This window comes from Paenibacillus sp. JNUCC 34, assembly GCF_058269055.1.
The window spans coordinates 1,407,685-1,433,361 of the sequence record NZ_CM177770.1 but is presented as its reverse complement, the minus strand read 5'-3'; the positions used below and the strand labels follow the sequence as shown (position 1 = coordinate 1,433,361).

Below are 25,677 nucleotides of genomic sequence, written 5' to 3'. Positions count from 1 at the left end.
GTTCCTCCTTACCACTCTGGGTAAACATGTTAAAATTTGAATTATAATAATTATAGCATTGAACATTCACATTGTGATTGAATTCACAAATTGTTAAATGTAAAGCGATTACATGGTCATTATACGGCTTTAAACCATCGTGAAAACACCAATACTATGATGTTAGTCACAAATAACGAGGTATGAGTAACATATTTTGAATTTGTAGATTCACAGATTGATTAGACCAAACAAAAAGAAACTATTTTGAACAAAAATTGATCAGAATGGTTTCTTCTATGATAGAACTGCTAATCTAGTTTTTATATATAAGTTAAATATAATCTGTTATCTGTTCTTGATTTATAATTTTTTTTATTTTGATATTAAATATCATCTGTACACACGTATAAATTACATTTAATATTAACAAAATTATGATTATAGTAATCGCATTTGTTTGAAAAGGCATATAGTCACCCGTTTGTACAGATAGCCCCTTTTGTATGAATTGGCTTATCCAAATACTCGGAAAAAGTGTCACGATAAATGAGAAACACAAAATAGATCTATAAATATTGATTAACATTTTATTAATATGCTTTGTTTGGTATCCTAATAAATCTAATACTAAAATATCTTTTATTTTTTCTTGAAAATGGAGTAGTAACACCAAATAAATTAAAAGGCAGCCAATTATACATCCCAATACTTGATTAATGACCCCACTCATGCGATTAGATACCGCATTTTTATCCAATTCTATCAATCTGTCTGTCATCGTGATCGTCTTTCCACTGTGCATATTTAAAGGCTTTGTACTCAAAACCCCTGTATGAACGTTTCTCGGAACACCTAACCACTCAGCCACTTGCTTTTTAGAGATATAAATTGAATTCGTCTCTGCATTTTCAGCTATATCTAATATGGTTGCCGTTTGCCTTTGTCCAGAAATCGTAAAAGTAATTTTGTCCCCTTTGTGGAATCCATACAGTTCTTTAAGTGCTGGATTAATTAGAACTTGATTATTTGCTGGAATTGCCAATGTTGTGCCTTGTTTATTTTTTAGTTCTAACAGATGGGCAGATCTATCCATTCCAACAATCTGCTGAATGACTTCTTGTTTAGTTTCAATTTCTATGACGATAGGTGTTCGTAAATAATAGCTTACTTCATGATTAATTTCATCGTCAGTCTGATAATCGTCGTATTTTGTATCAAAGCTATATCTATGTCCTTCTGTTTGGGACGTATATACTTTTTTACTACTTAAATTTAAGGAAATACTTATGACAAACAAAGATGTAACTATTCCTACAGTAATAACTGTTAATAAAATGGTTAGTGGTTTTCTCATTGCGATCCTGACAGATAATTTATAACGTTTTGGCACAATATTGGCGATTTTTTCAGCCAAGTAATTTTCTTTTTGCTTGTCTGAACCATTGAGAAGTAATGCTGTTTCTTTATTATAAAACTGGTTACAAGCCCAAAATGTAATAACGCACAAGACAATAACTACGAATACAACTCCCAACAGGAAACTAAAGAGGTGAATACCTTTTTTTACATTTTCAACAGAATAGGCTTCTATACTGGCAGTTAGTAATAGATCAGAACCGAACCATCCTAGTACCATTCCTAGCAATGTGCCTACTAAAGAAAATAGAAAGGTAAATGAGATGAATGGGAAACATATCGTTTGATCAGTATAACCTAAAGCCTTATAACAACCGATTTCCTTTTTATGAAGGGTAAAATATCGTTTATAGAACATATAAAAAATAAATCCGGTTATCAGAATTAAAATAATTAGAAAACTACGCGCTAGAATGGTATTGGATTGTAATGCTGTAAGAAATTTTTCCTGATTATCAGTTAAAGTCTGACCCGATTGAATCTTTGATTTTAATATACTCATATTTTCATCCACTGAAAATTGAACAAAAAAATACATAAAAGACGTCAATGTCACCAATGAAAAAAGGATGATGATATTGCTTTTCGTTTTTAATAAGCTTGTAAATGACTGTTTAAATAAATATTTCATTTAACTGATCTCCCAATCTATATCATTTGCAGATAAAGGGGTTTCATTCCATACATCTTTATAAACAGCACCATCTTTCACCGTAATGACTCGATCTGCTGTTTCTGCAATTTTTAAATTGTGAGTGGTAAAAATAACGGTTACACCATATCTCTTGTTGATTTCATGTAAAAGGGCGACAACTATTTTGTTATTTTCCTCATCAAGTGAGCCTGTAGCCTCATCGCAAAATAGAACATGAGGTTTTTTTATAATCGCTCTTGCAATGGCAACGCGCTGTTGCTGACCTCCTGATAATTGGGACGGAAATTTAGATAAAATGTTCTCGATTCCTAATATTTTTGTTAATTCGTTATACGATAGATCCACTTTTTGAGGAGTCATGCCAATTTTGATATTTTCTTCTGCGGTTAAATCTCCAAGCAATAAATAATTTTGAAAAATAATACTAAGTTCATTACGCTTTAAATTTGATAGTTCTCTTTTGCTTAATTTGGTTATATCAATATCATTGTAAAAAACTCTCCCAGAAGTCGGACGTAATAGGCCAGACAAAACATTAAGTAATGTAGACTTTCCAGAACCACTTTGACCCAAAATAACCGTGAACGAATTTGAGGAGATGGACAGGTCTATTCCTTTTAAAACCATTTCGTTATTGTTGAATTGTTTTATTATTTTTTCTGCCTTGATAATCGGCTTCATTATTGTCCTCCATTCTCAAGCTCCAACTATTCTTTTCAGCATCATGTCTATCTGCTCGTCTATCAGTGTTGGTGAAACAGACATGCTCAAAGCCAAAATAGTTAACCCTTCAAGCAAAATCACAATTTGTCTTGCCATTCCATCTGTATCTAAAGGCATAATTTCTTTTCGCTCAATCCCATAGGAGAGTGTTTTCGAAATCATAGCAACAGCATTATTAAAGTACTGCTCTAAAATCCCATCGAACGAATTGTCTTTTTGTGACAAGAAAAACTCATAAATAGCTAACCTAATAGTGCTATTAATATTTAATAACTCCTCTTTCTGCTGCTTCAAAAATTCAGTTAAAATGGTTACGGCATTTTTTTCATTTTTCATGCTTTCAAAAAAATAAGAATGATCTACGCTTTTCTGGGAAGATAAAATCCCCTCGAAAATTTCTTTAGTGGAGCTAAAATATTTGTATAAACCGCCCCGGCTTATGTCACATTCCTCAACAATGTCTTTCATAGTAACGGAGGTGTAGCCCTCTCGAACAAAAACATGTACAGCCTTTTCTAAAATATAATTTCTTTTCTCAACAGCTTTTGACCCCATATAAAAAGGTACCTCCTGGAATTATTCTAATAAGTAACAAGTGACACGCGTGTCACTTGTTACTTATTAGAATATACGACACGCGTGTCACTTTTTCAAGCCTTTTAAATCATTCGGATCCTTCGTCCAAAAAAATAATTTGTCCTTTAATGACCAAGAAAAAATGCACCTCAAAAATTTCAATCAGATTAACCCGGAGGTTTTTCCAATGTCCATTTTAGGGGGTGCACTTTCTAAGCCGGTAGGGTCCTTACATTTATTTTAATGTGTTAAAATTTATACATAAGGAGGGCTTCATGAGAAAACTATACATCACATTAGGACTTATTTTATCTGTACTGGTTGCCTGCTCCCCGAGTTTACCAACAGCAACAAGACCAGAAAACCAAGCATTTCCGAAGGAGCAAGCAGCAGGTGAGTTACAGGTCTACTATTTGGACGTCGGCCAAGGTGACTCGACATTGATCCGAACGCCTAAAGGACAGCATGTATTGATCGACGGTGGAGACAACCACAAGGGCGACGATATGGTAGATTATCTTAAGCAGCTCGGTGTAAAGAGTCTTGATGCGGTCATTGCTACTCACCCGGACGCCGACCACATTGGCGGACTGGATACGGTCATAGATGCAATTCCAGTCAAGTCCGTATATGCACCACGAGTTTCACATACCACGAACACATACAAAGACTTCTTGATGGCTGTGAAGAATAAGAACCTAAAGATTAAATCAGCAAAGGCAGGGATAGAGTTACCTTTAGATGGTGTAACTGCTAAGTTCATTACGCCGATTGGAGAATACGGCAAGGATCTTAATGCCTGGAGCGCTGTTCTAAAGGTTACATACAAAGATACTTCGTTCCTGTTCATGGGGGATGCTGAGCACAAGAGCGAAACTGATATGTTGAAGTCTCCTGAGGAACTGGGTGCTGACGTGCTTAAAGTCGGGCATCACGGCTCGGAAACATCAACCTCTCCCCAATTTTTAAAGGCCGTAAATCCTAAGTATGCTGTAATCAGCGTAGGTAAGGATAACAAATATGGTCACCCGAAGGGGATTGTCACGAACCGATTAAAGAAAGCGGATGTAAAAGTATACCGGACAGACCAGCGAGGAACGATTACGGCAATGAGTGATGGGAAGAGAATAATATTTAAGACTGCGAGGTAATGGAGAATGATAAAAGGTGTTATCGACCAGATTGAATGCGATATAGCAAAAATCGAAATGGAAGATGGGCATACTATCGAATACCCGAAGCATCTGCTGCCAAGCGAAGCGGATGTAGGGGATGTTGTTCAAATAAGCGGGAACGTTATAACTGTCGATAAACAGGCGACTAAAGAACGTAGACGTGAAGTTGACAAGCTAGTGGAAGAATTATTTGAAGATTAACAAATAAGAGCCGTGGGATTCTTCCTCCACGGCTCTAACTTATATGTCAGACGCCGAAGGAATCAATCCCACGACCACAGGCCGACCATTAACCTTGATCGCGCTTTAGAAGATAATATTATCTTCCATAACAGGACGGAAGATGGTTAAGAACAAATGTTGTACGTGATTATTTTTATAAAGTATGTAAAAGAGTGAAGATTCCCGTTCTGTCTCCCCATGCATTAAGACACACTCACGCCGTTCATTTATTTGAAGCTGGAGTAAAAATAAAATACGTGTCCAAGCGACTAAGGCACGCAAGCGTGAAAGTCACAGCGGACACGTATTTATATGTTACCAGATAAAATTGAAGACGATCCTATTGCTCTTTATGAGCAATAGGTGAAGTAAAGGTAAAACGGACAAACCCCTAAATCAAAGCCGGAAAACCTTGTTGTAACAAGGTTAACCGATGCTTCCTTCCATTTCGAACTTGATCAGTCGGTTCATCTCTACCGCGTACTCCATCGGCAGTTCTTTGGTGAATGGCTCGATAAAGCCCATAATGATCATTTGAGTCGCTTCCGACTCACTCAGTCCGCGGCTCATGAGATAGAACAACTGTTCCTCGGACACCTTGGATACCGTTGCCTCATGCTCCAGCATCACATTATCATTCTTAATCTCATTATATGGGATTGTATCCGAAGTGGATTCGTTATCGAGAATCAAAGTGTCGCATTGGATGTTAGCTTTGGCGCCATCAGCGTTACGTCCGAAGGAAGCAAGCCCACGATAGGTCACTTTACCTCCATGCTTACTAATCGATTTGGATACGATTGTAGATGTGGTATCCGGAGCCAAGTGAATCATTTTGGCGCCTGCATCCTGATGTTGTCCTTTACCGGCAACAGCAATGGAAAGCACCATGCCTTTCGCGCCGCGTCCTTTCAAAATAACGGCAGGATACTTCATCGTCAGCTTGGAACCGATGTTTCCATCAACCCATTCCATTGTTGCGTTCTCTTCTGCAACCGCACGCTTCGTAACCAGGTTGTAAATGTTAGGAGCCCAGTTTTGAATCGTCGTGTAGCGGACACGTGCATTTTTCTTACAGATGATCTCAACAACTGCACTGTGAAGCGAGTTTGTGCTGTAGATTGGAGCCGTACATCCTTCAACATAGTGAACGAAACTGTCTTCATCCGCAATAATCAGTGTACGTTCGAATTGGCCCATGTTCTCGGAGTTAATCCGGAAGTATGCCTGCAGCGGAATTTCACATTTTACGCCTTTTGGAACGTAAATGAAGCTACCGCCGGACCATACTGCGCTGTTCAACGCCGCGAACTTGTTATCCGTAGGCGGAACTACTGTCGAGAAGTACTCTTTGAAGATTTCAGGATGCTCTCTCAGAGCTGTATCGGTATCTGTGAAGATAACGCCTTGGTCTTCAAGATCCTTTTGCATGTTGTGGTATACAACCTCAGATTCGTACTGAGCCGATACACCAGCGAGGAACTTCTGCTCAGCTTCAGGAATACCCAGCTTGTCAAAGGTCTCCTTAATCTCGGAAGGAACCTCTTCCCAGGTCTTACCTTGCTTCTCAGAAGGTCTTACATAGTATTGAATGTCGTTGAAATCCAGTTCATCGAGGTCTCCGCCCCATTTAGGCATTGCCATCTTCTCGAACTGTTCTAAAGACTTCAGACGGAAGTCAAGCATCCACTCCGGCTCGTTCTTGATCTTAGAAATCTCTATCACGATTTCGCGAGTCAGACCTTTACCGGTTTGAAAAACAGCCTTGTGTTCATCACGAAAACCATATTTATACTCTTCCATTTCTGGAGCTTTTTTGGCCATTCGTCTTACCTCCTATCGTTCTAATGTTTCTATTCTTTACCATCTATTCCTTTTCGCAGTGCATTCCAGGCCAGCGTTGCGCATTTAATGCGTGCAGGAAACTTGTTCACACCGGATAGGGCTTCAATATCTTCATATTCTTCAAATTCCACATCTTCGCCCTGCATCAGACAGGAGAATTTCGAAGCCAACTCAAGAGCTTCTTCCAGCGTTTTTCCTTTAACGGCATCCGTCATCATCGAAGCGGAGGACATACTGATCGAACATCCTTCGCCCGTATATTTGGCGTCTTTCACAATACCGCCCTCGACCTTCATCTGCAGTGAAATCCGGTCTCCGCACGTCGGATTGTTCAAGTCAATGGTGACGGCGTCCTCTTCGAATTTCCCACGGTTACGAGGATTTTTATAATGATCCATAATGACACGTCTGTACAAATCGTCAAGTTGCATCGCCAAAATACTCCTTTGTCTGGATTAAGGCGCTGACAAGCCTGTCGACGTCTTCTTCTGTATTATACAGATAAAAACTTGCGCGTGCTGTAGAAGACACCTTGAGCCAGCGCATCAGCGGTTGGCAGCAATGATGACCAGCGCGAATCGCAATTCCTTGTGCATCAAGCACGGTTGCGACATCATGCGGATGGACTTCACCAAGATTAAAAGTAATGAGACCAACATCCCGCTTACGCGGACCGTACAGGCTAATCCCTTCAATCTCATCCAAACGGTTCATGGCATAAGCCGCAAGGCGGCTTTCATGACGCTCAATCTCATCCATGCCAACCTCTTCAAGAAAGTCTATGGCTGCGCCTAGTCCAACAGCACCAGCAATAATCGGGGTTCCGCCTTCAAACTTCCAAGGCAGCTCCTTCCAATTGGACTCATAAAGGCCAACATCGTTGATCATCTCACCACCGAACTCTATCGGCTCCATCTCTTCAAGCAGCGCCTTCTTGCCGTATAGAGCCCCGATACCGGTCGGAGCGCACATTTTATGCCCAGACAGGGCGTAAAAGTCGCAGTCCAGATCCTGAACATCCACTTTCATGTGTGGAGTGCTCTGGGCTCCATCAACAACGATCACTGCACCGTTGCGGTGAGCAATCTCTGCAATTTCCTTCACCCGGTGAACCACACCCATTACATTAGACACATGAGCAATAGCCACGATCTTGGTGCGGTTTGTTACGGTCTTCTCTACATCTTCCAATGTAATTGTACCATCCGGCTGAATCGGTATATATTTCAGCGTAGCGCCGACGGCAAGAGCCACCTGCTGCCACGGTATGAGATTACTATGATGCTCCATTTCCGTCAGAACGATTTCATCACCGGGTCCGCAGACGGAACGTGCATACGATGAGGCTACCAGGTTAAGAGCTGTCGTTGTCCCGCGTGTGAAAATAATTTCCTCCGTGCTTTTCGCATGGATGAAGCGGGCAACTTTCTCTCGGGCACCTTCATACGCATCCGTTGCCCGGCTACCAAGTGTATGAACGCCACGATGTACGTTGGCGTTCTCCCATTCGTAGTAGTGTTTAACGGCGTCAATAACAGCACGCGGCTTCTGGGAAGTCGCAGCGTTATCGAGATACACCAGCGGATGCCCGTTTATTTCCTGATGTAGGATAGGAAACTGTTCGCGGATTGAGGCATTCATTGTCCCAACTTCCTTTCAACAAGTCCTTGAAGCTGATCGCGCAGTCCTTCCAAAGGAATCTCGCTTACTACCGGCGCCAAGAAACCGTAAATGATCAAGGATTCCGCTGTTGTACGGGAAATACCACGAGACATCAGGTAATAGATCTGCTCTTGATTCACTTGTCCTACCGAAGCCGCGTGTCCTGCGGTAACATCATCTTCATCAATCAGAAGAATTGGGTTCGCATCACCGCGTGCTTTCGGACTGAGCATCAGTACACGCTCGGTTTGCTGTCCGTCCGCTTTTGTTGCACCCTTCTCGATCTTCGTAATTCCGTTAATGATCGCTTGAGCGTCTTCACGCATAACCGCACGGGTAATCATTTGGCTCGCAGAGCTTTTGCCGAAATGGCGTGCTTGTGTCGTGTAATTAATCTTCTGGGATCCGGAACCGACAGCAATTACCTTCTGATCCGACAAGGAACCGTTTCCTTGCAATACGCTCATCGTGTCGCTTGCCGTGTCGCCATCATTCATTTCGCCGACAATCCATTCGATGGATCCGTCGTTCTCAACAACTGCACGGCGGTAAGTGATATCCGTCGTTTCCGATGTCAGTTGGTGAACCGATGCGAAACGAACCTTGGCTCCGTTTTTAACAAACACTTCAACAGCACCGTTATGAGTAACATGCCCCGACAAGCCATTGGATAGATAGTTGTCTACATAAGTGACGCGGCTATTCGCATCAGCAACGATGAGTACATGCGGTGCAAACAGCGCTTCAGCGTTATCTGTCAACATTACAGCCTGCAGTGGCAGTTCTACCTCTACATTTTTAGGGACATACAGGAATACTCCACCGTTCCAAGTTGCTGCGTGCAATGCAGCAAGGTAATGTTCATCCCGTTTTACAGCCTGGTGCAAGTAAGGCTTCACGAGATTCTCATGTTCTTTAACCGCTGTTTCCAAATCGGTAAAAATGACGCCTTGTGCAGCCAGCTCCTCGGACAGCTTCGAGTACACTGTACCCGAGTTGCGCTGAATAACGAGTCCGCCTTCTCTTGAACCTTCGACAAGTTTTGCCGCTTCTTGTGGAAGATCTTCAAAAGACGATAGCTGCTCACTTTGCTTGTAGTCGCCAAACGCCTGGATGTTCCAGCGGTCAATCCGCTGCTTCTCCAGTTTAGGCAGTTCCAACTGGCCGGCCAGTTCCAGCGATGTCAGGCGGCTTTCCGTTACCCAAGCAGGCTCCTGCTTGCTTGCGGACAGTGCCTTCAATGCTTCAGCGTTGACCGGAAGAATGGTTTGTGTTGTCATTTCTTCTCCTCCTCCCGTCTATTTACGCTTCTTGACCAACAGTTTCGTCAGTGATGCCGAGCTCTTCCTTAATCCAATCGTAACCTTCCGCTTCCAGACGCTGAGCCAATTCAGGACCGCCTGATTTAACGATACGTCCTTGCATCATCACGTGTACAAAATCCGGAGTGATGTAGTTAAGCAAACGCTGATAGTGGGTAATAATCAAGAAACCACGATCTTCGGTTTTCATTGCATTGACACCGTTAGCCACGATTCTCAGTGCGTCAATATCCAGACCGGAGTCAATTTCGTCCAAAATAACGACCTTCGGTTCCATCATCATCATCTGCAAAATTTCGTTACGTTTCTTCTCACCGCCGGAGAAGCCTTCGTTCAGGTAACGATGAGCAAATTCAGGATTCATCTCAAGCTCTTTCATCTTGCCTTCCATTTGGCGAATGAATTTAATAAGAGAAATCTCATTTCCTTCACCGCGGCGTGCGTTGATCGAACTGCGAAGGAAGTCGGAGTTGGTCACACCAGCGATTTCGCTTGGGTATTGCATCGCCAGGAATAGTCCTGCCAAAGCGCGCTCATCCACGCCCATTTCAAGCAGATCCTCACCGTTCAAAGTCGCGCTACCTTCTGTAACTTCGTATTTAGGATGGCCCATCAAAGCAGATGCAAGAGTACTTTTACCTGTTCCGTTCGGTCCCATGATGGCATGTACTTCACCGCCATTCATCTCCAGGTTAATACCCTTAAGGATTTCTTTGCCTTCGATTTCTGCTTTCAAACCTTCAATGACAAACTTCATTGACATGTGATATTCCCTCCGTCGAAAAAAGTATAGTGGTGTGTATATGATAACAGGATCGTCGCCCTGATTTATCACAAGAAAATTTATTTATAATTACTCTAAACTGATTCTCAGTGATTCTCAACTCATTCTATAATAAAAGGTACTTTAATTCAACCAGACAAGCCGATGTGTGACTTTTGTCATTGCACCAACGTCCACGAAAAAAGCCTGACCGTATAGACGGTCAAGCCCTTTATTTTACAGTCTGTCACGGGTACAGCTGTTACTATAAGCTGAGCCCTCTTCCCTTTCGAGCTGCATCCAGCAACGTTGTTTAATAACTGTACGTCACCAAACGGTTGTCACATTCGGAAGGATTAGGGGGTAACGACTGCGCAGGTATATTTGTATTTTCCAACAAAAAAATGGATTTCTCGACCTTATCCACCAGTCATCCCATTCAATCTACTTTCTTATCCTAGAAAAGAGCGAAGCATCCACATATGCTTCTCAAAGTCCGCTTTGAAACCTGTCAGGATATCAGCAGTAGGCGTATCCTCCGCTTTCTCGGCTGTTTCGATACCTTCCTGCAGTTCCTCAGACAGTGTAGCAAAATCCTCTACGAGCTGCTGCACCATGCCGCGGGTATCCTCATTGCCTGTCGCCTCCTGAATCGTAGAGATCTCAAGATATTCTTTCATCGTAGCAGCCGGCCGCCCTTTGATCGCAAGCAACCGTTCAGCCACCTCATCCATCTTCAAGGTAACCTCATCATACAATTCTTCGAATTTAGCATGAAGGGAAAAAAACTGCTCGCCGCCAACATACCAATGGTAATTATGGAGTTTCACGTAGAGAACATTTAAATTAGCTACCTGCTGGTTCAGCGCTTGCTCTACACCAGAGTTTCTCGTTTTGCTGCTGGATTTAGTTGATTGAGTTTTAGCCATAAGTAATCCCTTCCTTTTCCATATATGATTCACCCTTAAATTATCTCATTACAATATTTACGAATAAGCCGGGCGTCTACTTCTAGTTTACCCCAGCGGGCTGGCTCCGAATCAAATCAAAGGCCGAAGAAGTCATTGTTAAAAAAATGTACAAAAGTGACTAGTTTGCCGTTATACTGAATTATACCTACTAGAAAAGTTGGTTTTTCTTTTTTCTATTATATATGGAGGTGACCATCTATGTCCGCATATCATCCGCTGACTTCGGAAGAAGTGATCGCGCTTGCGCAAAGCCTTCCCGGAGTCTTTTCCGACAACGCTACCCTTAACTGCCGAGAGATCGGTGACGGTAATCTAAATCTTGTATTCCATGTAACCGCGGAAAATTCCGCTGAAAGTATCATTATCAAACAAGCCGTTCCTTATGCAAAGGTTGTTGGGGAATCCTGGCCTCTGTCGCTTGACCGGGCGCGTATTGAACGACAGTCTCTCCAAATACAGCATCGGCTTTGTCCAGATTTCGTACCAAAAGTATTCGCCTATTCGGACGAACTTGCCTATACTATAATGGAGGATCTGAGCCAGTATACCATTATGCGGAAGGGATTAATCGATGGAAATACATATCCCCGGTTTGCGGAGCATATTGGTCAATTTCTGGCGAGAACACTATTCTACACCTCGGACCTTGGCATGAATCAGCAAGAGAAAAAAGAACTTGCAGGGCGCTTCGTTAATCCGGATTTGTGCAAAATCACGGAAGATCTCATATTTGAAGATCCTTACCGCAGCTCAGCCAATAACAGCTACCCGGATAGCATTGAAGATGAAGCCGAAGCGTTACGAAACGACATGCCTCTTCATTTCGAGGTGGCACTGCTTCGGGAAAAATTCCTGACACACAGCCAAGCGCTCCTGCATGGAGATTTGCATACAGGAAGTATCTTCGTCACTCCTGAATCTACCAAAGTGATCGATCCCGAATTTGCCTACTTTGGACCGATGGGATTTGATATTGGCGCTGTAATCGGAAATCTGCTGCTCAACTATGCTTCCCAACCGGGCAGGAACCAAAGCGGTGAAGACTTAACATTACGAGAAGAACGTCTTCTTGAGATGGTTAAGGATGTATGGAATCATTTTGAATCATCCTTCCGTAATCTGTGGAACAAAGACCTGGTTGACGAAATGTCGCGAACACCTGGATATCAGGATCATTACCTAACTGAGGTATTACGAGAGGCTACAGGCTTCGCTGGATGCAAAATAATACGCAGAATTGTCGGCTTGTCGCATGTAGCGGACATTGATGGAATTGAAAATGATAAGTCCCGTGAAACAGCGCAGCGTAAAGCACTCGCTGTTGGTAAAAATCTGGTCCGCCACCACCGGAATGTCGGTACCGTGGATGACTTACTAAAGCTTGTACATCTTGCAACTACAGAAATAGAGGTGTCTATATGAGCAACACTAACACAATACTTACTTCAACAACTGGCCCGCTAAGATCCCTCCTATGGGGCGGCGATCATCTTGTTATGCTGGATCAGCGGCTTCTCCCGGGTGAGATCGTCAACCTGAAGCTGTATACCCCGGAAGATGTCTGGGAAGGAATACACTCCATGAAGGTCCGCGGAGCTCCAGCCATCGGCATCGCCGCAGCATACGGTGTCGTTCTTGGCGCGAATAGCTATCCAGGCGATGTTACAGCTGAATGGGTAAATCATGTTCATCAAACTTGTTCTTATCTGGCTACATCACGGCCAACCGCAGTCAATTTATTCTGGGCTTTGGACCGGATGAAACTGGCTGCCGAGAAACTTGCCAGCGGGAATCAAAATATCACTAGTCTCAATGAAGGACTTCTCGCTGAAGCTCATGCTATCCGCACCGAAGACGAAGAAGTATGCCGGCAGATCGGTGAACATGCGCTACCGCTTATTCAGGACGGCATGGGCATTCTCACCCACTGCAATGCAGGAGGTCTGGCAACAGCCAGATACGGTACAGCACTCGCTCCCATGTATCTCGCTCACGAACAGGGAATTTCCTTTAAAGTATTTGCTGATGAGACAAGACCTGTGCTTCAGGGTGCGCGTCTTACCGCCTTCGAGCTTCAACAAGCGGGTATTGATGTAACTTTGCTCGCCGACAACATGGCGGCCATGGTCATGTCAAAAGGATGGATACAGGCTGTCATCGTGGGAACAGATAGGGTTGCTGCGAACGGAGACGTCGCCAACAAGATCGGAACCTATGGGGTCGCTGTTTTAGCTAAAGCACATGGAATACCATTTTATGTGGCCAGTCCTTTATCAACCATTGACTTGAACACACCGACGGGTGCAGACATTCCGATCGAAGAACGTCCGGCAGAAGAAATTACGGAAGGCTTCGGTAAACGAACAGCTCCATCTGGCGTAAAGGTTTACAATCCGGCGTTTGATGTAACGCCTCATGAATATGTAACGGCCATTATTACAGAAAAAGGAATTGTCAAGGCCCCATTTTCGGAAAACTTGAAGGCCTTATTCGCTGAATAGACAAAACAACCAAAGAGGACGACCCTCATCGGAATCGTCCTCTATTTGTAGATCAGTACCTCTTACAACATCCGGATGATTGCATCCTTGCCTTTCAAACCTGGATGTACCCCCCATTTTTCAGCTTCAACGGTAACTGACTCCAATGGTGCCTCAAGCAGATCCTCTAGTGTGCGGACTCCGACAGCTCTTCCGGCAACAATCTGGCGGTCTCCAAGCTTTTGGTTAAGTAGACCTATGTCCAGAGCCCCACACATAATATATCCGCGGGTCGTGTAAATCGCCAAAAGTGTAGTTTTAGGCAATTTTACTTCCACACCCATGACGGTATGTCCCTCAATTTCGATAGGCAATAGTGTAACCATGAAACACACCTCCCCTCACACGCCTAAGATCATGTGTATTCTGTAGGATACGGTATGGTGCTAACGTCTCTAGCTAATAAAACATTTTTATGTAATTCCGCGTGACATTAGGACTATGATTATCTGAAAGGTATGATATAGTTGTGTTTAGGAAAGTTTTTGAAAGCTGGTGAATCATATACCTATGAACAATAACGCAACTACAGACGATAACGGTTTTTTATTTAACGTTGATATTCTATTAAAAAGCCGCTCCAACGCACTAGCTTTGCAACATTTGCTGGAGATGCTAAACAATCATGAAGAAGTCATTGATTTTCGCGTCAAATCGGGGCTAGAGCTTGGTGAAATCATCGACACCCTGATCCAAGCCAAAAAACGCTCTGTCATCTCCAAAGTCTCTAAGTCTTCTGCGTTAAACGAATCATCATCCTCTACCAAAAAAGAAAATACCGCCAAGACTAATTCAGCTAAAAGCGCTTCCTTACCGGAAAAGGAAAAGAAGCCTGCTGCCGCCAGCACTCCAGTCCCGCCTGAGAGTGATCCATACGAATGGATAAAAATATACTCAAAGGATAACCGCCTTGTGAGGCTGACGGCGAACCGTAACGGTAAACAGGTAAGTCTGCCCTGCCGAATTCTCAACTATGATGAAAGCAATCAGTTGGTGAATGTTTATCATGTGGATGAAAAACAGGTATATACGTTTAATGTGAATGAAATTGACGAATTCAGTGCAGCTAGTACATAGAAAAAATCGGCTATCGACGTATCTTTAAAAGAAGACAGACTGTATTTAGTGGTAGTTTTTTCTTCCGAAATAAAGATGCACTTCACTCCGATATTTATACTTTCTTATCTCTTAAGAAAAACGTTATCGACGTACACACCTAAGAAGACAGACCGCACTTAGCGGTAGTTTTTCTTACGAGATAAGGATGCTGTTTAACTCCAATGTTTGTACTTTCTAATCTCTAAAAAAACGGCTTCGCCTCCCCTACGGGAACAGGCAAGCCGTTTTGATTTACTTACTGCCTACTGCTATGTCCTTTTCCCAGACCAGGCCGAAGACATTAGAACCAGCCAGCCGGCAATAAAGGATACGCCTCCGATCGGCGTGATCGCACCAAGCCACTTGATTCCGCTCAGGCTCAGCACATACAAACTTCCGGAGAAAATAATAACTCCTGCGATAAAGAGCACACCGGCCCAGAACAACTTTCTGGATTCGCCGAACAAACCTGCAGCAAGTCCCGTAATGATGATAGCAATACCATGAATCATGTGGTAATGTACGCCAGTTTTATATACTGCCATTTCATCCGCACTGATTCTTCCTTCCAGCATGTGAGCGCCGAATGCGCCGATCGCTACGGACAGTGCCATTAGGACAGCTCCCCATGCCATGAATGTCCTCTGCATCTTTTTTGACCACTCCTTTTGCATTTCCTTGTGCAGCATTTTCCTGTAATCTATGCTTATTATTCAGTTTAACCGATGGAATACCCGTTTGCCACCAATCTAGCAAAAGCAAAGTACTTGATTTCACGGCTGTTTTGTGAAAAATTAAACAGATACGATTCGAAATTGAATGTTTGATAAGGAGAGAAATAATTATGGACCATCAGACCCCGTCCGCTCCTTCGAAATCGAAGGAGCCTTCAAAACAACCTAAGAATACATTCATCCCACCAGAGGACAGAAAACAATCCCGTTTTGGAATTGCATCTTTTATCATCTCTATTGTAACTTTATTGGGTTATATTATTATGGCTTCGCTCGGAACGACAATGATAGAGCCATATGTTACTCCGGAAGGTCCGATACTACAGCCACCTCAAGAGGCACTTGAAGCCATGACATCCCTGGCCGCTGTGTTCGTTATTATCCTGGCTATCAATCTGATCGGTTTTTTGTTGGGACTGGCTGGAAGCTTCTCCAAAAACCACAAAAGATCTCACTCGGTTATCGGCGCAATTATTAACGGTATCGTCCTATTAATAATTCTGACTCTGTTCGTATTCGTTCTGAACGGATAGGTCCGCCCTGTCTGTGTCTCGTATATCTCATCTTTGACAGCTTTTGTGCTCGATCATCATCGGGGTTTCCATCGTAGTTGGTACTTTCTTAATGTAAAGAGTATGCACTTTATAAAAGGGCCTGTCACAGCTTACACATCATGTGAGCTGAGGCAGGCTCTTTCGTTATTCAAAAATAGACCAAGCTGAAAACCGGGTTCCCAGCCATCCACACTCACATAACAACCACTAGCGAGAATATAATGAAATACTACAGACCTTATGACCGTATTAGGCAAAGGCCGAAAGTGGGAGGTGCCTGCCCGTGAAAAACGAAGATGCCCTGTCGTTCGTCGTATCCCGTGAAGATTGGTCGCTCCACCGCAAAGGCTATCAGGACCAGGTTCGCCATCAACGTAAGATCAAGGAAGTCATCAAGCAGAACCTGCCTGATCTCATCACAGAGGAGAACATTATTCTTTCGGATGGCAAGCAGATTATCAAAGTGCCGATCCGCAGCCTTGACGAGTACCGGTTCATTTATAATTATCAGAAGCAAAAGCATGTTGGGCAGGGAGATGGTGACAGCCAGGTTGGTGACGTTCTTGGCCGCGATCCTTCACAACAGGCACCCGGAAAGGGAGAGAAGGCCGGAGACCAGCCGGGTCAGGATGTGGTGGAGACAGAGGTCAGTATCGAAGAGCTTGAGAACATGCTGTTCGAGGAACTCGAGCTCCCGCTGCTTCAGCCCAAGGATAAAGAGCAGATCGAAACGCATTCCATCGTCTTCAACGATATTCGTAAAAAAGGCATCATGTCGAATATCGACAAAAAAAGAACGATTCTGGAAAATCTCCGCCGTAATGCTACAACAGGCAATCCAGGTATTCATCACATCAGTCCAGACGATCTGCGTTATAAAACATGGGATGACACGGTCATTCCCGAGTCTAATGCAGTGATCATTGCCATGATGGATACATCAGGGTCCATGGGCTCCTTCGAGAAATATTGTGCCCGCAGCTTCTTCTTCTGGATGACACGTTTCCTTCGCCGGCAGTACGAAAAAGTTGAAATTGTGTTCATCGCACACCATACGGAAGCCAAGGAAGTAACCGAGGAAGATTTTTTCACACGTGGTGAGAGCGGAGGTACAATCTGTTCTTCCGCTTACATTAAGGCACTCGATATTATCCACTCACGCTATCCCCCTTCCCAATACAACATCTACCCCTTTCATTTCTCGGATGGCGACAACCTGACCTCGGATAATGAACGATGTGTTAAGCTGATCGGTGAGCTTCTCAAAGTAAGTAATATGTTCGGGTATGGCGAAGTCAACCAGTACAACCGCAGCAGCACGCTGATGTCAGCGTATAAAAACATAAAGATGGATCAGTTTTTATACCATGTGATCAAAGACAAGGGCGAGGTTTACGAGGCACTCAAAACTTTTTTCAAAAAAAGGGAGGGGGCTATTAGCTAGTAATTATTGGAATACACATTAAGGGCTACGGGGAGGTTACAGACGCCTCCTCTTCTTTCTGGAATTGCAGACGGTAGTTAACAACGAGCCGACATCCCTTTCCACCTTTCACTTTTTTTCGACATAAGAGTTAGTTAAAATTCTGTCTTTTTATTGACATCATTATGTTTCCTAAGGTTTACCTTTTTGTCACCTACTTATTTTCCTGCGGTGCTAGTATTAACCTACGACATCTTGTTTTGGAAAGGGAAGGTTTAACATGTTCCAAATGACTTTCTTGTATAATAGCACCCAGACGTTTGTGAATATGAACTTCACTGCGGCAAACCGGTTTTTTTACGACAAAAACTTCCGTAATTCGTGCAAGGCAGGGGTGATAACCTGTGCCTGAACCATTGAAAAAAGAATCTCGCTACATGCCGGGACTGGATGGACTTAGAGCTTTGGCATTGATCGGCGTCATGAGCTATCATTGGGGCCTTGATTTTGCCCCTGGCGGTTTCTTGGGAGTTAGCATATTTTTCGTGCTCTCCGGCTACTTGATCACAGATATACTGGCAGCGCAATGGCGCATAAATGGCAGACTCGACCTGAAGGATTTCTGGTACAGAAGATTCCGGCGGCTGCTCCCAGCCATGTTCGCAATGCTTATCATCATTGTTGCATGGGTTACTCTATTTGATCCCTCCCGAATGTCGAGTCTCCGCGTTGACGTTACAGCGGCAGTCACATACATAAGCAACTGGCAGTTTATATTTCAAGACGTATCTTATTTCGAATCCTTCGGCCCTCCTTCTCCCTTAGGACATATGTGGTCCCTGGCGGTAGAAGAGCAGTTTTATATTTTATGGCCGCTCATTATGCTGATCGGTCTTCATGTATTTCCACGCCGAGGACAAATGTTATATTTTATTTGCGTCCTTGCGGGTATCTCAGCGTTAACCATGGCACTGCTTTACGAGCCTGGCAGCGATCCAAGCCGTGTATATTTTGGCACAGACACGCGAGCATTCGGACTGCTGATTGGAGCCGCACTCGCCATTATTTGGCCCAGCTATAAGCGATCCTCCAATGCCTCACCTCTCGTTCGTCTGGGGCTGGACACCGCCGGAACAGCCGCTCTCGTCCTCGTCTTGTACATGATGTGGAAAACGGACCGCTATGATGCAAGTCTTTATCAGGGCGGTATGGTCATTCTTTCTCTTGCCTCAGCTGTCGTCGTTGCTGTCTTGGCTCATCCGGCAGCACTGCTCGGCAAAATATTAGGAAGTAAGCCTCTGCGATGGATCGGTGTCCGTTCCTATGGTATTTACTTATGGCATTATCCGGTTCTCATCCTTACAAGTCCTGACGGGAACCCGATAGGGAACAGCGTCTTGCACACATCCTTGCAGGTTGCTGCCAGCGTTATTCTGGCCTCCCTATCCTGGAAGTTCATTGAGGAGCCGATTCGCCACGGAGCCCTTAAAACACTATGGCAAAAAGTGCGTCATCCACATTGGCGTCCGGGACGGCTCTCTCTAAAAAGCTGGGTCGTTTCATGCAGCACCCTTGTGCTGATCGGAATATTTTGTGCAGGGATGATGACAAGCGTCTCCGGTGCTACAACGACTCCGGAATCCGAAGAAGCTTTCGTGGACGTCCTTATCCCCCCTGCTGATCCAACTATGGAGCCAGAGCAGGATAAAAATATAGAAGCTCCTTCCCAAGGTAATGACACCCCTCCGGACAGTACGGCTACTTCCGGAGATCAAGGAACAACATCTGTAAAGAAACCCAAGCCGAACCAGAAACTTGGAGAGGACCAGGCAAGCGTGCCAACAGAAAATCCTGTACATAAAGAACCAGCAGCTAAGAATCCCGCTGGCATCGAGAATGTAAACGAGTCTCCCGGTAAACCAGGTACATCCGAAAAGGAAAAACCTGCCAAGAAGCCGGATAAATCCAGGGTACCAGGCAACAAACCATCGGATAGTACAGCCAAGAAACCCAACAACTCGAAACAGCCGGGCGGCGGTACTCAAAAGCCTCAGGACGGATCATCCGTCACAGCGATAGGCGATTCTGTAATGGTCGGTGTCACGCCTTATCTGCAGAAGCAGCTTCCCGGAATAATGATTGATGCCAAGATCGGCCGGCAAATGTATCAGGCGGATGAGCTTATCCCAGGGCTAAAAGCCAAAGGACGGCTGAACGGGGTCGTAATCATTGGCCTGGGAACGAACGGAGCTTTCGCCAAAAAGGATTTGGAGTCTCTGCTCAGTTCCCTGAGCACAGCCAAACAAGTAATTCTTGTAAACACTAAAGTTCCAAGAGACTGGGAGCGCAACGTAAACACCATGCTGGCTGAGACCAGCAAGAAGTTTCCGAATACTACGCTTGTGGATTGGCATGCTGCAAGTAAAGATCATCCCGAATATTTCAGATCAGACCGTGTGCATCTGGAGCCTGAAGGAATTGCTGCATACACCTCCCTTATTATGAATGCCATTAAAAAGTAAACAATCGCACTTATACCTGTTAAATAGAAGAAAATGGTTAATTCACCTAAAAGGCTTATTCCCTTCTCTTTCAAAGAAGGGAATAAGCCTTAATTTTGTCTTTTTTTATAAGAAATTATCGAAAATACATGGTAATCCCAGTTCAACAGGTGGTCAAATTATATATTATCTTTTATGATATTATAGATGAGTTATAATTAATCCGTTAAACAACCATTTGAGGAGTGAGTTTTTTGAACAAGATAGGTAGAAATGATGCCTGTCACTGCGGCAGCGGCAAAAAATACAAAAAATGTTGTCTTGAGAAAGACCGCGAGGCAGAAAGACAACCCCATCATATCGAACCTTCCCAAGAAGAGAAGCAGGCTATGTTGAACGCACCGTCTAATATGATGGAGTTCACAGCATCGCTTCGGGAAATGAAATGGGACAACGATTCTTACCGCGAGTTGGCGGAAGAATTATTTCCACAGTTATACAACGATTATGAGCACAATGAGAAAGAAAAAATGGTCGTTCTTTTTAACGTGCTCATTCTCTGGAACGGCTTCTGTATAAAGGAGTCTCCGCGTTTCCGCAAACCAGGCGGCTTTAAGGCAGCTTTGGATCAGCTGTACACACGTGCGCTCGATATTCCTGTCACTCAAACCGAGCTTGCTACCAAACATGAAGTGGCTGCCACAACTCTATCCAAATCTTTCGGTCAACTCAACCAATTCATGGAGCAGCTGGCCGCAGCTTAATATAAATCCCATATACATTCCAGCAAAGGCGGTGCCTTTCTTTATGAAATATATTGTATCCATGAAGTGGCTCCTTGCCCGAATGTTTGAACCGGACTTGATCATTGTCGACTGCCGCTTTACATTAGGGCAGCCCGAAGCAGGAAGGCTGGCATACACGGAGGAGCATATTCCACACTCAGTATATTTGGATTTGAATAAAGACCTCTCCTCCCCACTTTCATCGCATGGTGGCCGCCATCCCCTGCCGGACATGAACGAATTTGCCGGAAAACTGGGTCGTGCGGGCATCGATAAAGAAAAGCGTATTGTCATATATGATGATCAGGGCGGCATGGTAGCCAGCCGGCTCTGGTGGATGTTGAGATATACAGGACACCAGAACGTTTATATTATGGATCAAGGGTTCTCGGCGTGGAAGAATACAAGTTACCCTGTAACGGCAGAGACACCAGTTGTGATCCCGGTTCGTTATGAACCGGAGATTCAGCAGACCATGCTGGTGGATGTTGAGGGAGTCAGACAAGCAATCAACAACGGATCGGCTTATCTCATCGATTCCCGGGAACAACGCCGTTATGAAGGCGTCGAGGAGCCCATTGATCCCATAGCCGGTCACATCCCGGGAGCTGTGAATTACTTCTGGAAAGAGCTTTTGAATGAACAAGGACGCTGGATCAGCATCGAGGAAATTCTGCAGCGCTTTCACGACGTTCCGAAGGATAGGGATGTAATTGTGTACTGTGGATCCGGCGTCTCTGCCTGCCCGAATGTGCTCGCACTGGAAGAAGCAGGCTTCACGGATGTGAAGCTGTACGGGGGCAGCTGGAGCGATTGGATTAGTTATGAGGAGAATCCGATTGCAACGGGAGAGGAATAAAAGCAAAGAGCTCGCGTCATACGCGGGTTCTTTTTGTTGGGGATGTGGCGGTGTATCCTCCGTGCACGGGTTTCGGAGTGTTTCGAGTCAACAGGGAATCAACATGCAGGGGTTGAGAGCAGTTACAATGAATGGTCAGCTGATGACTTTGACTCATGCTTTGGAAGTTCCACTCTAATCCACGGTACCCTGAAACCAAGTCTGAGCCAGAACAAAGGAGTGCTGCTCTTACACCTTGTAACCTCCGTATGGTCTGCAATTCTCAAACCGGTTGTCTCACGTGTTCTAAGACCACAGCACTGCTTTTCCTTCTTCTTATATTGCAAAAAGGGAGCCATTCAACTCCCCCATATCAACTGCTGCTATATCGATTCAGTAAACATTCAAAAGTACATCCTTCAAGTTTGAACTGCGTACTAATAGTGCTACATCTGGCTCATAAATATTCGCTCGATACTACGCAATTGATGTAGAAAGTTGTACAAAGTACAACATTACTTCGTGACTCTACGCCAAAGGCCACATTGTTGCACTTCTTACAACAATGTAGATAATAAATAATCTGTTATCCTCATGTGACGGAGAATTATTGTAGAATTTACAACAATATCAGTATATTCAGCCCTTTTGCCAGTCCATTGTTGTATAACATACAAGATTAAGATGCCATAACCGTTCAGGTCAGCATATACGTGCGATACAGCATCGTTAACCATACTCCTCTTACAACAACTGCTCCGGGATGTTTTCCCTCACTTCATAGTAACAAGTGTATTTGCCTTGAACGATCGAACGGAGCAACCCTTTCTCCACAAATGCCTGCAACCATTTGCGGGCTGTGCGAAAGTTTACTTGATAACGGTCGATAACATCTTTCGGGCGCAACGGTTTTCCCATGCTCCATGCCAGCCGGAGTACATCTCTTTCAACAGGTGTGATTGAAGACACAGTCTTGTTGCGAAGTAGATATGGACTTATGACTAATTGTAGTAGCATTCGGCATACTTCGGGACGGTTTTGCACGTCGTCAAAGGAAAAGTGAATCATTTTCCATCCCATTCCTGTAAGAAATGTATCTCGATTCAAAGCGTAGCTAAATCTTTCACGATCCATGTCTTTGACATGACTTTGAAAGTAGGCGAGGTGTCGGTCGATGAATGCTTGATGCGCTTGCTCAAAGTTCATTCGAATACGCTCCCCTTTCATTAGAAATAAAAAACGCCCTTCAGCCGCTAGGCAAAAGGACGTTCTTCGTCTATAAAAAGTATACCATTGAACGGGATTGGGATGTTGCTACAATTGAAAGAACGCCGGCGCGCGTCTTATAGCGACAAATCTGAAAGAGAAAAGTGCCCTTATCAAGGCCATAGTGCCGGCATGAAGGAATCTGTTTCTTTGGGAATTCCCAAGGAAACAGCCTCCTATTTTTTTGCTGATCGAAAGAAAACGCAACAATGGCATCCCATTATCCGGCGTCATCGGAAGCTATGTTCTCACGGTACCTGCCCGGCGTAACCCCTTCAAGCTTTTTAAAGGCACGGATAAACACAACGTCGCTTGTATATCCGACAAGCTGCGCGATCCGGGCGTTGGTGAGGTCCTTTTCGCACATATGCTGCTTGGCAAGCTCAATTCTTTTTCTGGTAATATAGTCGCTAAGGTTGATGCCGCTATGCTTTTTGTAAAAAGTAGATACATATTGAGGCGTCATCTCAAACCGTTCGGCCATCATGCCAAGGCCCATATTCGGGTCCGTGAAATGCTCCTCCAAAAATTGCTCCATATCCTGCAGCCGCTGAATACAATGATCGGTACGATCCGTGACAAGCGATTCGGTCAGCAATTCATACAGTTTTTTGATGCGCTGCTGCATGCCTTCCGCGGTCTCATACGAAAAAATATCCTTTACAAGGTCAATATCCCGTCCTAAAATATCATGCTGGTCCGTCCCGGTTGCATTGATGATCTTCAGGAACGTGCTTGTGATGTTAAAGAACAGGCATCTGCCGAATTCCGGTGTAATGCTGCCTGACTCAAAGTTCATCATGTAAATCGTGTCCAGCAGCTTAAGAACATTTTCCGTGTCCCCGCTGCGGACGGAATTGATCAGCTGCACCTCGATGTCGATCGGATAGTAATAATGCGAGTGGACGTTCGTAATATCCTTGAAGTAGATAATCGTCCCTCCACCTTTAATGATGCGGTATTCAAGCGCCGCCACCGCTTCCGCATAACTTTCGCCAACACTCTTCGCCCCGGCGTGCGGAAGACCGACGGCTACGGTAATATCAATTTTGAACCGCTGCTCGATCAGGTTTTTCAGCGACTCAGCCATCTCCTTGATGACCTGCTCCGCATCCTCGGGCTGTTCCGACGAAAAGTTGTTCAGCAAGGCCACCCGGTCGCGGTCCAGCTCGACGGCAAAAGCCTTATGCGGCTCTTGGATGATATCCATGCCGATGTTGGAGACGATAAATCTGGCGAGCGCCCACATCTCCTCGCTTTGCTCCTCGTTGAACCTCAAAATGCTGTCAAGCTGGACAACGATCACCGCGAAGTAATCGCTTACAAATGAAATGTCCATAAACATCAGCGCTTGTCCGCCCTTCTCCGAGGTATCCACGTCCATTTGCCCCCGAATCAGACGCGAAAGATAATTGGAACGTATGACAGGAGTTTGCCGGGCCAACATGCTACGCAGCGTCTTTTCTTCATGGAGAGAACCTTCAATGGTTTGCAAAATAAAGTCGTATTCATTTACAGACGGTTTGCTGCTCCAATTTTTCCCTCTGAGAATGGCGTTCACCGCTCTTCGCAGCGGGCTGTAGTTTCGGTATGTAAAGATAAAAGCGGCCGACAAGCCGACATTAAGGCATAAGGCAAACAAAATGATCGTCCAGTTTTTAATTAGAATAACTTGCTGCATAAAAACGCTTCTTGGCGTAACTAAAACATATTTCCATCCTTCCTTTTGGGAAGGGGTATACGAAATAACTTTCGGGTCCCCGTTCAAGGTTTGGTTGAACAGCCCTCCATTCCCGTTGATCCGTGACAACAGCTGCGTAGGGAGCGGCTCCTTATCCGATGCCATGATGGTTCTTCCATAACCGTCAACGATATAGATCGAACTGTCGCTTGCGGATTCAATCTGGGCAAACATCGCTTTGATTTGACTTTCATCGATCAAAATGACAAAACTGCCCGTAATGTCGCTCCGGTCGCGTCCGGGGAGAGATTGCGTAAACGTAATGACGTTCAGCGGCGTTTTCTGGATGCTTTGCATCGGATCATATTCCGCACGCCGGAGTAGCGTAGCCGAAGGCAGATATGCCATCGTGTGAAAGCTGGTCAGCATCCCTTCCCGCCACTGTTCATATGACATGCCCTGGTAGCTATAATACATATCATAAAATTTATGCGAGTCCGTCAACAGACCGGACTTCAGCACCAGATCGCTGTTGCGGAAGTATACGTAATAATCCAATATAAAGTTGGTAATGTTGCCCGGCCGGGACATCGTGTCCCGCATAAATTCGATAAATTTATAGCGGTCCGGACTGTTCTGATCCTCATTCAGCTTTAATAAATACTCGAGCTTCGGATCGAAAATAATCTGCTGGGCAAGTTTTTCCACTTCGTTCAGTTTGCTGTCCAAAGACAGCTTAAGCTGCTCCAACATCGCTTGGTTAGAACGGTTAGCCCCATTTTGCAGGCTTGCTTCCACTTTGGTATACAGGAAAGCTCCCATCGATACAGGGATCAGCAAAAGAACCAAGTTGGAGATTAACATCGTCATCCATACACTTCTCAAATTGCGGAATCCAAGTGGACGAAGCAGCCGTTTCAACAAGCCTCCCCCCTTCCATTTCAT

24 protein-coding genes are annotated in these 25,677 nt (G+C 44.4%); 11 read left to right on the top strand and 13 right to left on the bottom strand.

The window, feature by feature from the left end; all coding sequences use genetic code 11:
* Positions 1-313: 313 nt before the first annotated feature.
* The 3 genes from AC2TF5_RS06510 to AC2TF5_RS06500 are packed head-to-tail and all read right to left on the bottom strand — an operon-like array spanning position 314 to position 3,331.
* Complete coding sequence (locus tag AC2TF5_RS06510) at positions 314-2,029, bottom strand: ABC transporter permease (RefSeq protein ID WP_491301387.1); 1,716 nt, start codon at positions 2,027-2,029, stop codon at positions 314-316.
* Complete coding sequence (locus AC2TF5_RS06505) at positions 2,030-2,734, bottom strand: ABC transporter ATP-binding protein (protein ID WP_491301386.1); 705 nt, start codon at positions 2,732-2,734, stop codon at positions 2,030-2,032.
* Between the two features lie 15 nt (positions 2,735-2,749).
* Complete coding sequence (locus AC2TF5_RS06500) at positions 2,750-3,331, bottom strand: TetR/AcrR family transcriptional regulator (protein WP_491301385.1); 582 nt, start codon at positions 3,329-3,331, stop codon at positions 2,750-2,752.
* A 296-nt stretch (positions 3,332-3,627) separates the two neighbouring features.
* On the opposite strand from AC2TF5_RS06500, the gene AC2TF5_RS06495 reads away from it, so the two are divergent.
* The 3 genes from AC2TF5_RS06495 to AC2TF5_RS06485 all read left to right on the top strand — a co-directional run bounded on the left by AC2TF5_RS06495 (position 3,628) and on the right by AC2TF5_RS06485 (position 5,075).
* Positions 3,628-4,503 (top strand): ComEC/Rec2 family competence protein, encoded by an 876-nt coding sequence (locus AC2TF5_RS06495; protein ID WP_491301384.1) that lies wholly within the window; start codon positions 3,628-3,630, stop codon positions 4,501-4,503.
* 6 nt (positions 4,504-4,509) lie between these two features.
* Positions 4,510-4,728 carry a DUF3006 domain-containing protein gene (locus AC2TF5_RS06490; RefSeq protein WP_241930323.1) on the top strand — a complete coding sequence of 73 codons (219 nt, stop codon included), beginning with the start codon at positions 4,510-4,512 and terminating at the stop codon, positions 4,726-4,728.
* Between the two features lie 194 nt (positions 4,729-4,922).
* The gene (locus AC2TF5_RS06485) at positions 4,923-5,075 is read left to right on the top strand and encodes a tyrosine-type recombinase/integrase (RefSeq protein WP_491301383.1); all 153 of its coding nucleotides are present in this window, start codon (positions 4,923-4,925) and stop codon (positions 5,073-5,075) included.
* A gap of 100 nt (positions 5,076-5,175) precedes the next feature.
* Here AC2TF5_RS06485 and sufB read toward each other — a convergent pair whose 3' ends face one another.
* The 6 genes from sufB to AC2TF5_RS06455 all read right to left on the bottom strand — a co-directional run bounded on the left by sufB (position 5,176) and on the right by AC2TF5_RS06455 (position 11,270).
* The gene (sufB, locus tag AC2TF5_RS06480) at positions 5,176-6,573 is read right to left on the bottom strand and encodes a Fe-S cluster assembly protein SufB (RefSeq protein WP_491301382.1); all 1,398 of its coding nucleotides are present in this window, start codon (positions 6,571-6,573) and stop codon (positions 5,176-5,178) included.
* Between the two features lie 29 nt (positions 6,574-6,602).
* Positions 6,603-7,025: a Fe-S cluster assembly sulfur transfer protein SufU gene (gene sufU, locus AC2TF5_RS06475; protein ID WP_491301381.1), complete on the bottom strand. Its 423-nt coding sequence runs from the start codon at positions 7,023-7,025 to the stop codon at positions 6,603-6,605.
* On the bottom strand, positions 7,015-8,235 hold the full coding sequence (locus AC2TF5_RS06470) for a cysteine desulfurase (RefSeq protein ID WP_491301380.1): 1,221 nt from the start codon (positions 8,233-8,235) through the stop codon (positions 7,015-7,017). The genes sufU and AC2TF5_RS06470 overlap by 11 nt, the downstream gene beginning before the upstream one ends.
* Positions 8,232-9,536 carry a Fe-S cluster assembly protein SufD gene (gene sufD, locus AC2TF5_RS06465; protein ID WP_491301379.1) on the bottom strand — a complete coding sequence of 435 codons (1,305 nt, stop codon included), beginning with the start codon at positions 9,534-9,536 and terminating at the stop codon, positions 8,232-8,234. The genes AC2TF5_RS06470 and sufD overlap by 4 nt, the downstream gene beginning before the upstream one ends.
* 22 nt (positions 9,537-9,558) lie before the next feature.
* On the bottom strand, positions 9,559-10,341 hold the full coding sequence (sufC, locus tag AC2TF5_RS06460) for a Fe-S cluster assembly ATPase SufC (RefSeq protein WP_491301378.1): 783 nt from the start codon (positions 10,339-10,341) through the stop codon (positions 9,559-9,561).
* 452 nt (positions 10,342-10,793) lie between these two features.
* Positions 10,794-11,270, bottom strand: coding sequence for a Dps family protein (locus AC2TF5_RS06455; RefSeq protein WP_491301377.1), 477 nt, complete (start codon positions 11,268-11,270; stop codon positions 10,794-10,796).
* Between the two features lie 240 nt (positions 11,271-11,510).
* Between AC2TF5_RS06455 and mtnK the strand changes: the two genes are divergently transcribed.
* The gene (gene mtnK / locus AC2TF5_RS06450; protein ID WP_491301376.1) at positions 11,511-12,734 is read left to right on the top strand and encodes an S-methyl-5-thioribose kinase; all 1,224 of its coding nucleotides are present in this window, start codon (positions 11,511-11,513) and stop codon (positions 12,732-12,734) included.
* Complete coding sequence (gene mtnA / locus AC2TF5_RS06445; protein ID WP_491301375.1) at positions 12,731-13,813, top strand: S-methyl-5-thioribose-1-phosphate isomerase; 1,083 nt, start codon at positions 12,731-12,733, stop codon at positions 13,811-13,813. The genes mtnK and mtnA overlap by 4 nt, the downstream gene beginning before the upstream one ends.
* A gap of 62 nt (positions 13,814-13,875) precedes the next feature.
* Here mtnA and AC2TF5_RS06440 read toward each other — a convergent pair whose 3' ends face one another.
* Positions 13,876-14,178: a YunC family protein gene (locus AC2TF5_RS06440; protein WP_491301374.1), complete on the bottom strand. Its 303-nt coding sequence runs from the start codon at positions 14,176-14,178 to the stop codon at positions 13,876-13,878.
* 184 nt (positions 14,179-14,362) lie between these two features.
* Here AC2TF5_RS06440 and AC2TF5_RS06435 point away from each other — a divergent pair, with 184 nt between their 5' ends.
* Positions 14,363-14,929 carry a hypothetical protein gene (locus AC2TF5_RS06435; protein ID WP_491301373.1) on the top strand — a complete coding sequence of 189 codons (567 nt, stop codon included), beginning with the start codon at positions 14,363-14,365 and terminating at the stop codon, positions 14,927-14,929.
* A gap of 290 nt (positions 14,930-15,219) precedes the next feature.
* Here the strand turns inward: AC2TF5_RS06435 and AC2TF5_RS06430 are convergent, their stop codons facing one another.
* The gene (locus AC2TF5_RS06430) at positions 15,220-15,600 is read right to left on the bottom strand and encodes a DUF423 domain-containing protein (protein ID WP_491301372.1); all 381 of its coding nucleotides are present in this window, start codon (positions 15,598-15,600) and stop codon (positions 15,220-15,222) included.
* 194 nt (positions 15,601-15,794) lie between these two features.
* Here AC2TF5_RS06430 and AC2TF5_RS06425 point away from each other — a divergent pair, with 194 nt between their 5' ends.
* From AC2TF5_RS06425 to AC2TF5_RS06405, 5 genes are all read left to right on the top strand, one after another.
* Positions 15,795-16,217: a hypothetical protein gene (locus AC2TF5_RS06425; protein ID WP_491301371.1), complete on the top strand. Its 423-nt coding sequence runs from the start codon at positions 15,795-15,797 to the stop codon at positions 16,215-16,217.
* A gap of 304 nt (positions 16,218-16,521) precedes the next feature.
* Positions 16,522-17,682, top strand: coding sequence for a sporulation protein YhbH (gene yhbH, locus AC2TF5_RS06420; protein ID WP_491301370.1), 1,161 nt, complete (start codon positions 16,522-16,524; stop codon positions 17,680-17,682).
* A 383-nt stretch (positions 17,683-18,065) separates the two neighbouring features.
* Positions 18,066-20,183 carry an acyltransferase family protein gene (locus tag AC2TF5_RS06415; protein WP_491301369.1) on the top strand — a complete coding sequence of 706 codons (2,118 nt, stop codon included), beginning with the start codon at positions 18,066-18,068 and terminating at the stop codon, positions 20,181-20,183.
* Between the two features lie 233 nt (positions 20,184-20,416).
* Complete coding sequence (locus tag AC2TF5_RS06410; RefSeq protein WP_491301368.1) at positions 20,417-20,926, top strand: SEC-C metal-binding domain-containing protein; 510 nt, start codon at positions 20,417-20,419, stop codon at positions 20,924-20,926.
* A gap of 43 nt (positions 20,927-20,969) precedes the next feature.
* The gene (locus tag AC2TF5_RS06405; protein ID WP_491301367.1) at positions 20,970-21,806 is read left to right on the top strand and encodes a sulfurtransferase; all 837 of its coding nucleotides are present in this window, start codon (positions 20,970-20,972) and stop codon (positions 21,804-21,806) included.
* Positions 21,807-22,529: 723 nt separating this feature from the next.
* Here AC2TF5_RS06405 and AC2TF5_RS06400 read toward each other — a convergent pair.
* Together AC2TF5_RS06400 and AC2TF5_RS06395 are read right to left on the bottom strand one after the other, a co-directional pair.
* Entirely contained in the window at positions 22,530-22,991 is a 462-nt protein-coding gene (locus AC2TF5_RS06400) for a PDDEXK family nuclease (RefSeq protein WP_491301366.1), read from the bottom strand.
* Between the two features lie 280 nt (positions 22,992-23,271).
* Positions 23,272-25,653 (bottom strand): helix-turn-helix domain-containing protein, encoded by a 2,382-nt coding sequence (locus tag AC2TF5_RS06395; RefSeq protein WP_491301365.1) that lies wholly within the window; start codon positions 25,651-25,653, stop codon positions 23,272-23,274.
* Between the last annotated feature and the right edge of the window lie 24 nt (positions 25,654-25,677).

Coding starts and splice junctions, on each gene's coding strand:
- AC2TF5_RS06400 (WP_491301366.1), bottom strand. CDS start 22,991: ATGAACTTTGAGCAAGCGCATCAAGCATTCATCGACCGACACCTCGCC.
- AC2TF5_RS06470 (WP_491301380.1), bottom strand. CDS start 8,235: ATGAATGCCTCAATCCGCGAACAGTTTCCTATCCTACATCAGGAAATA.
- mtnA (WP_491301375.1), top strand. CDS start 12,731: ATGAGCAACACTAACACAATACTTACTTCAACAACTGGCCCGCTAAGA.
- AC2TF5_RS06500 (WP_491301385.1), bottom strand. CDS start 3,331: ATGGGGTCAAAAGCTGTTGAGAAAAGAAATTATATTTTAGAAAAGGCT.
- mtnK (WP_491301376.1), top strand. CDS start 11,511: ATGTCCGCATATCATCCGCTGACTTCGGAAGAAGTGATCGCGCTTGCG.
- AC2TF5_RS06455 (WP_491301377.1), bottom strand. CDS start 11,270: ATGGCTAAAACTCAATCAACTAAATCCAGCAGCAAAACGAGAAACTCT.
- AC2TF5_RS06495 (WP_491301384.1), top strand. CDS start 3,628: ATGAGAAAACTATACATCACATTAGGACTTATTTTATCTGTACTGGTT.
- sufC (WP_491301378.1), bottom strand. CDS start 10,341: ATGTCAATGAAGTTTGTCATTGAAGGTTTGAAAGCAGAAATCGAAGGC.
- AC2TF5_RS06405 (WP_491301367.1), top strand. CDS start 20,970: ATGAAATATATTGTATCCATGAAGTGGCTCCTTGCCCGAATGTTTGAA.
- AC2TF5_RS06510 (WP_491301387.1), bottom strand. CDS start 2,029: ATGAAATATTTATTTAAACAGTCATTTACAAGCTTATTAAAAACGAAA.
- AC2TF5_RS06425 (WP_491301371.1), top strand. CDS start 15,795: ATGGACCATCAGACCCCGTCCGCTCCTTCGAAATCGAAGGAGCCTTCA.
- AC2TF5_RS06435 (WP_491301373.1), top strand. CDS start 14,363: ATGAACAATAACGCAACTACAGACGATAACGGTTTTTTATTTAACGTT.
- sufD (WP_491301379.1), bottom strand. CDS start 9,536: ATGACAACACAAACCATTCTTCCGGTCAACGCTGAAGCATTGAAGGCA.
- sufU (WP_491301381.1), bottom strand. CDS start 7,025: ATGCAACTTGACGATTTGTACAGACGTGTCATTATGGATCATTATAAA.
- sufB (WP_491301382.1), bottom strand. CDS start 6,573: ATGGCCAAAAAAGCTCCAGAAATGGAAGAGTATAAATATGGTTTTCGT.
- AC2TF5_RS06430 (WP_491301372.1), bottom strand. CDS start 15,600: ATGCAGAGGACATTCATGGCATGGGGAGCTGTCCTAATGGCACTGTCC.
- AC2TF5_RS06490 (WP_241930323.1), top strand. CDS start 4,510: ATGATAAAAGGTGTTATCGACCAGATTGAATGCGATATAGCAAAAATC.
- AC2TF5_RS06505 (WP_491301386.1), bottom strand. CDS start 2,734: ATGAAGCCGATTATCAAGGCAGAAAAAATAATAAAACAATTCAACAAT.
- AC2TF5_RS06440 (WP_491301374.1), bottom strand. CDS start 14,178: ATGGTTACACTATTGCCTATCGAAATTGAGGGACATACCGTCATGGGT.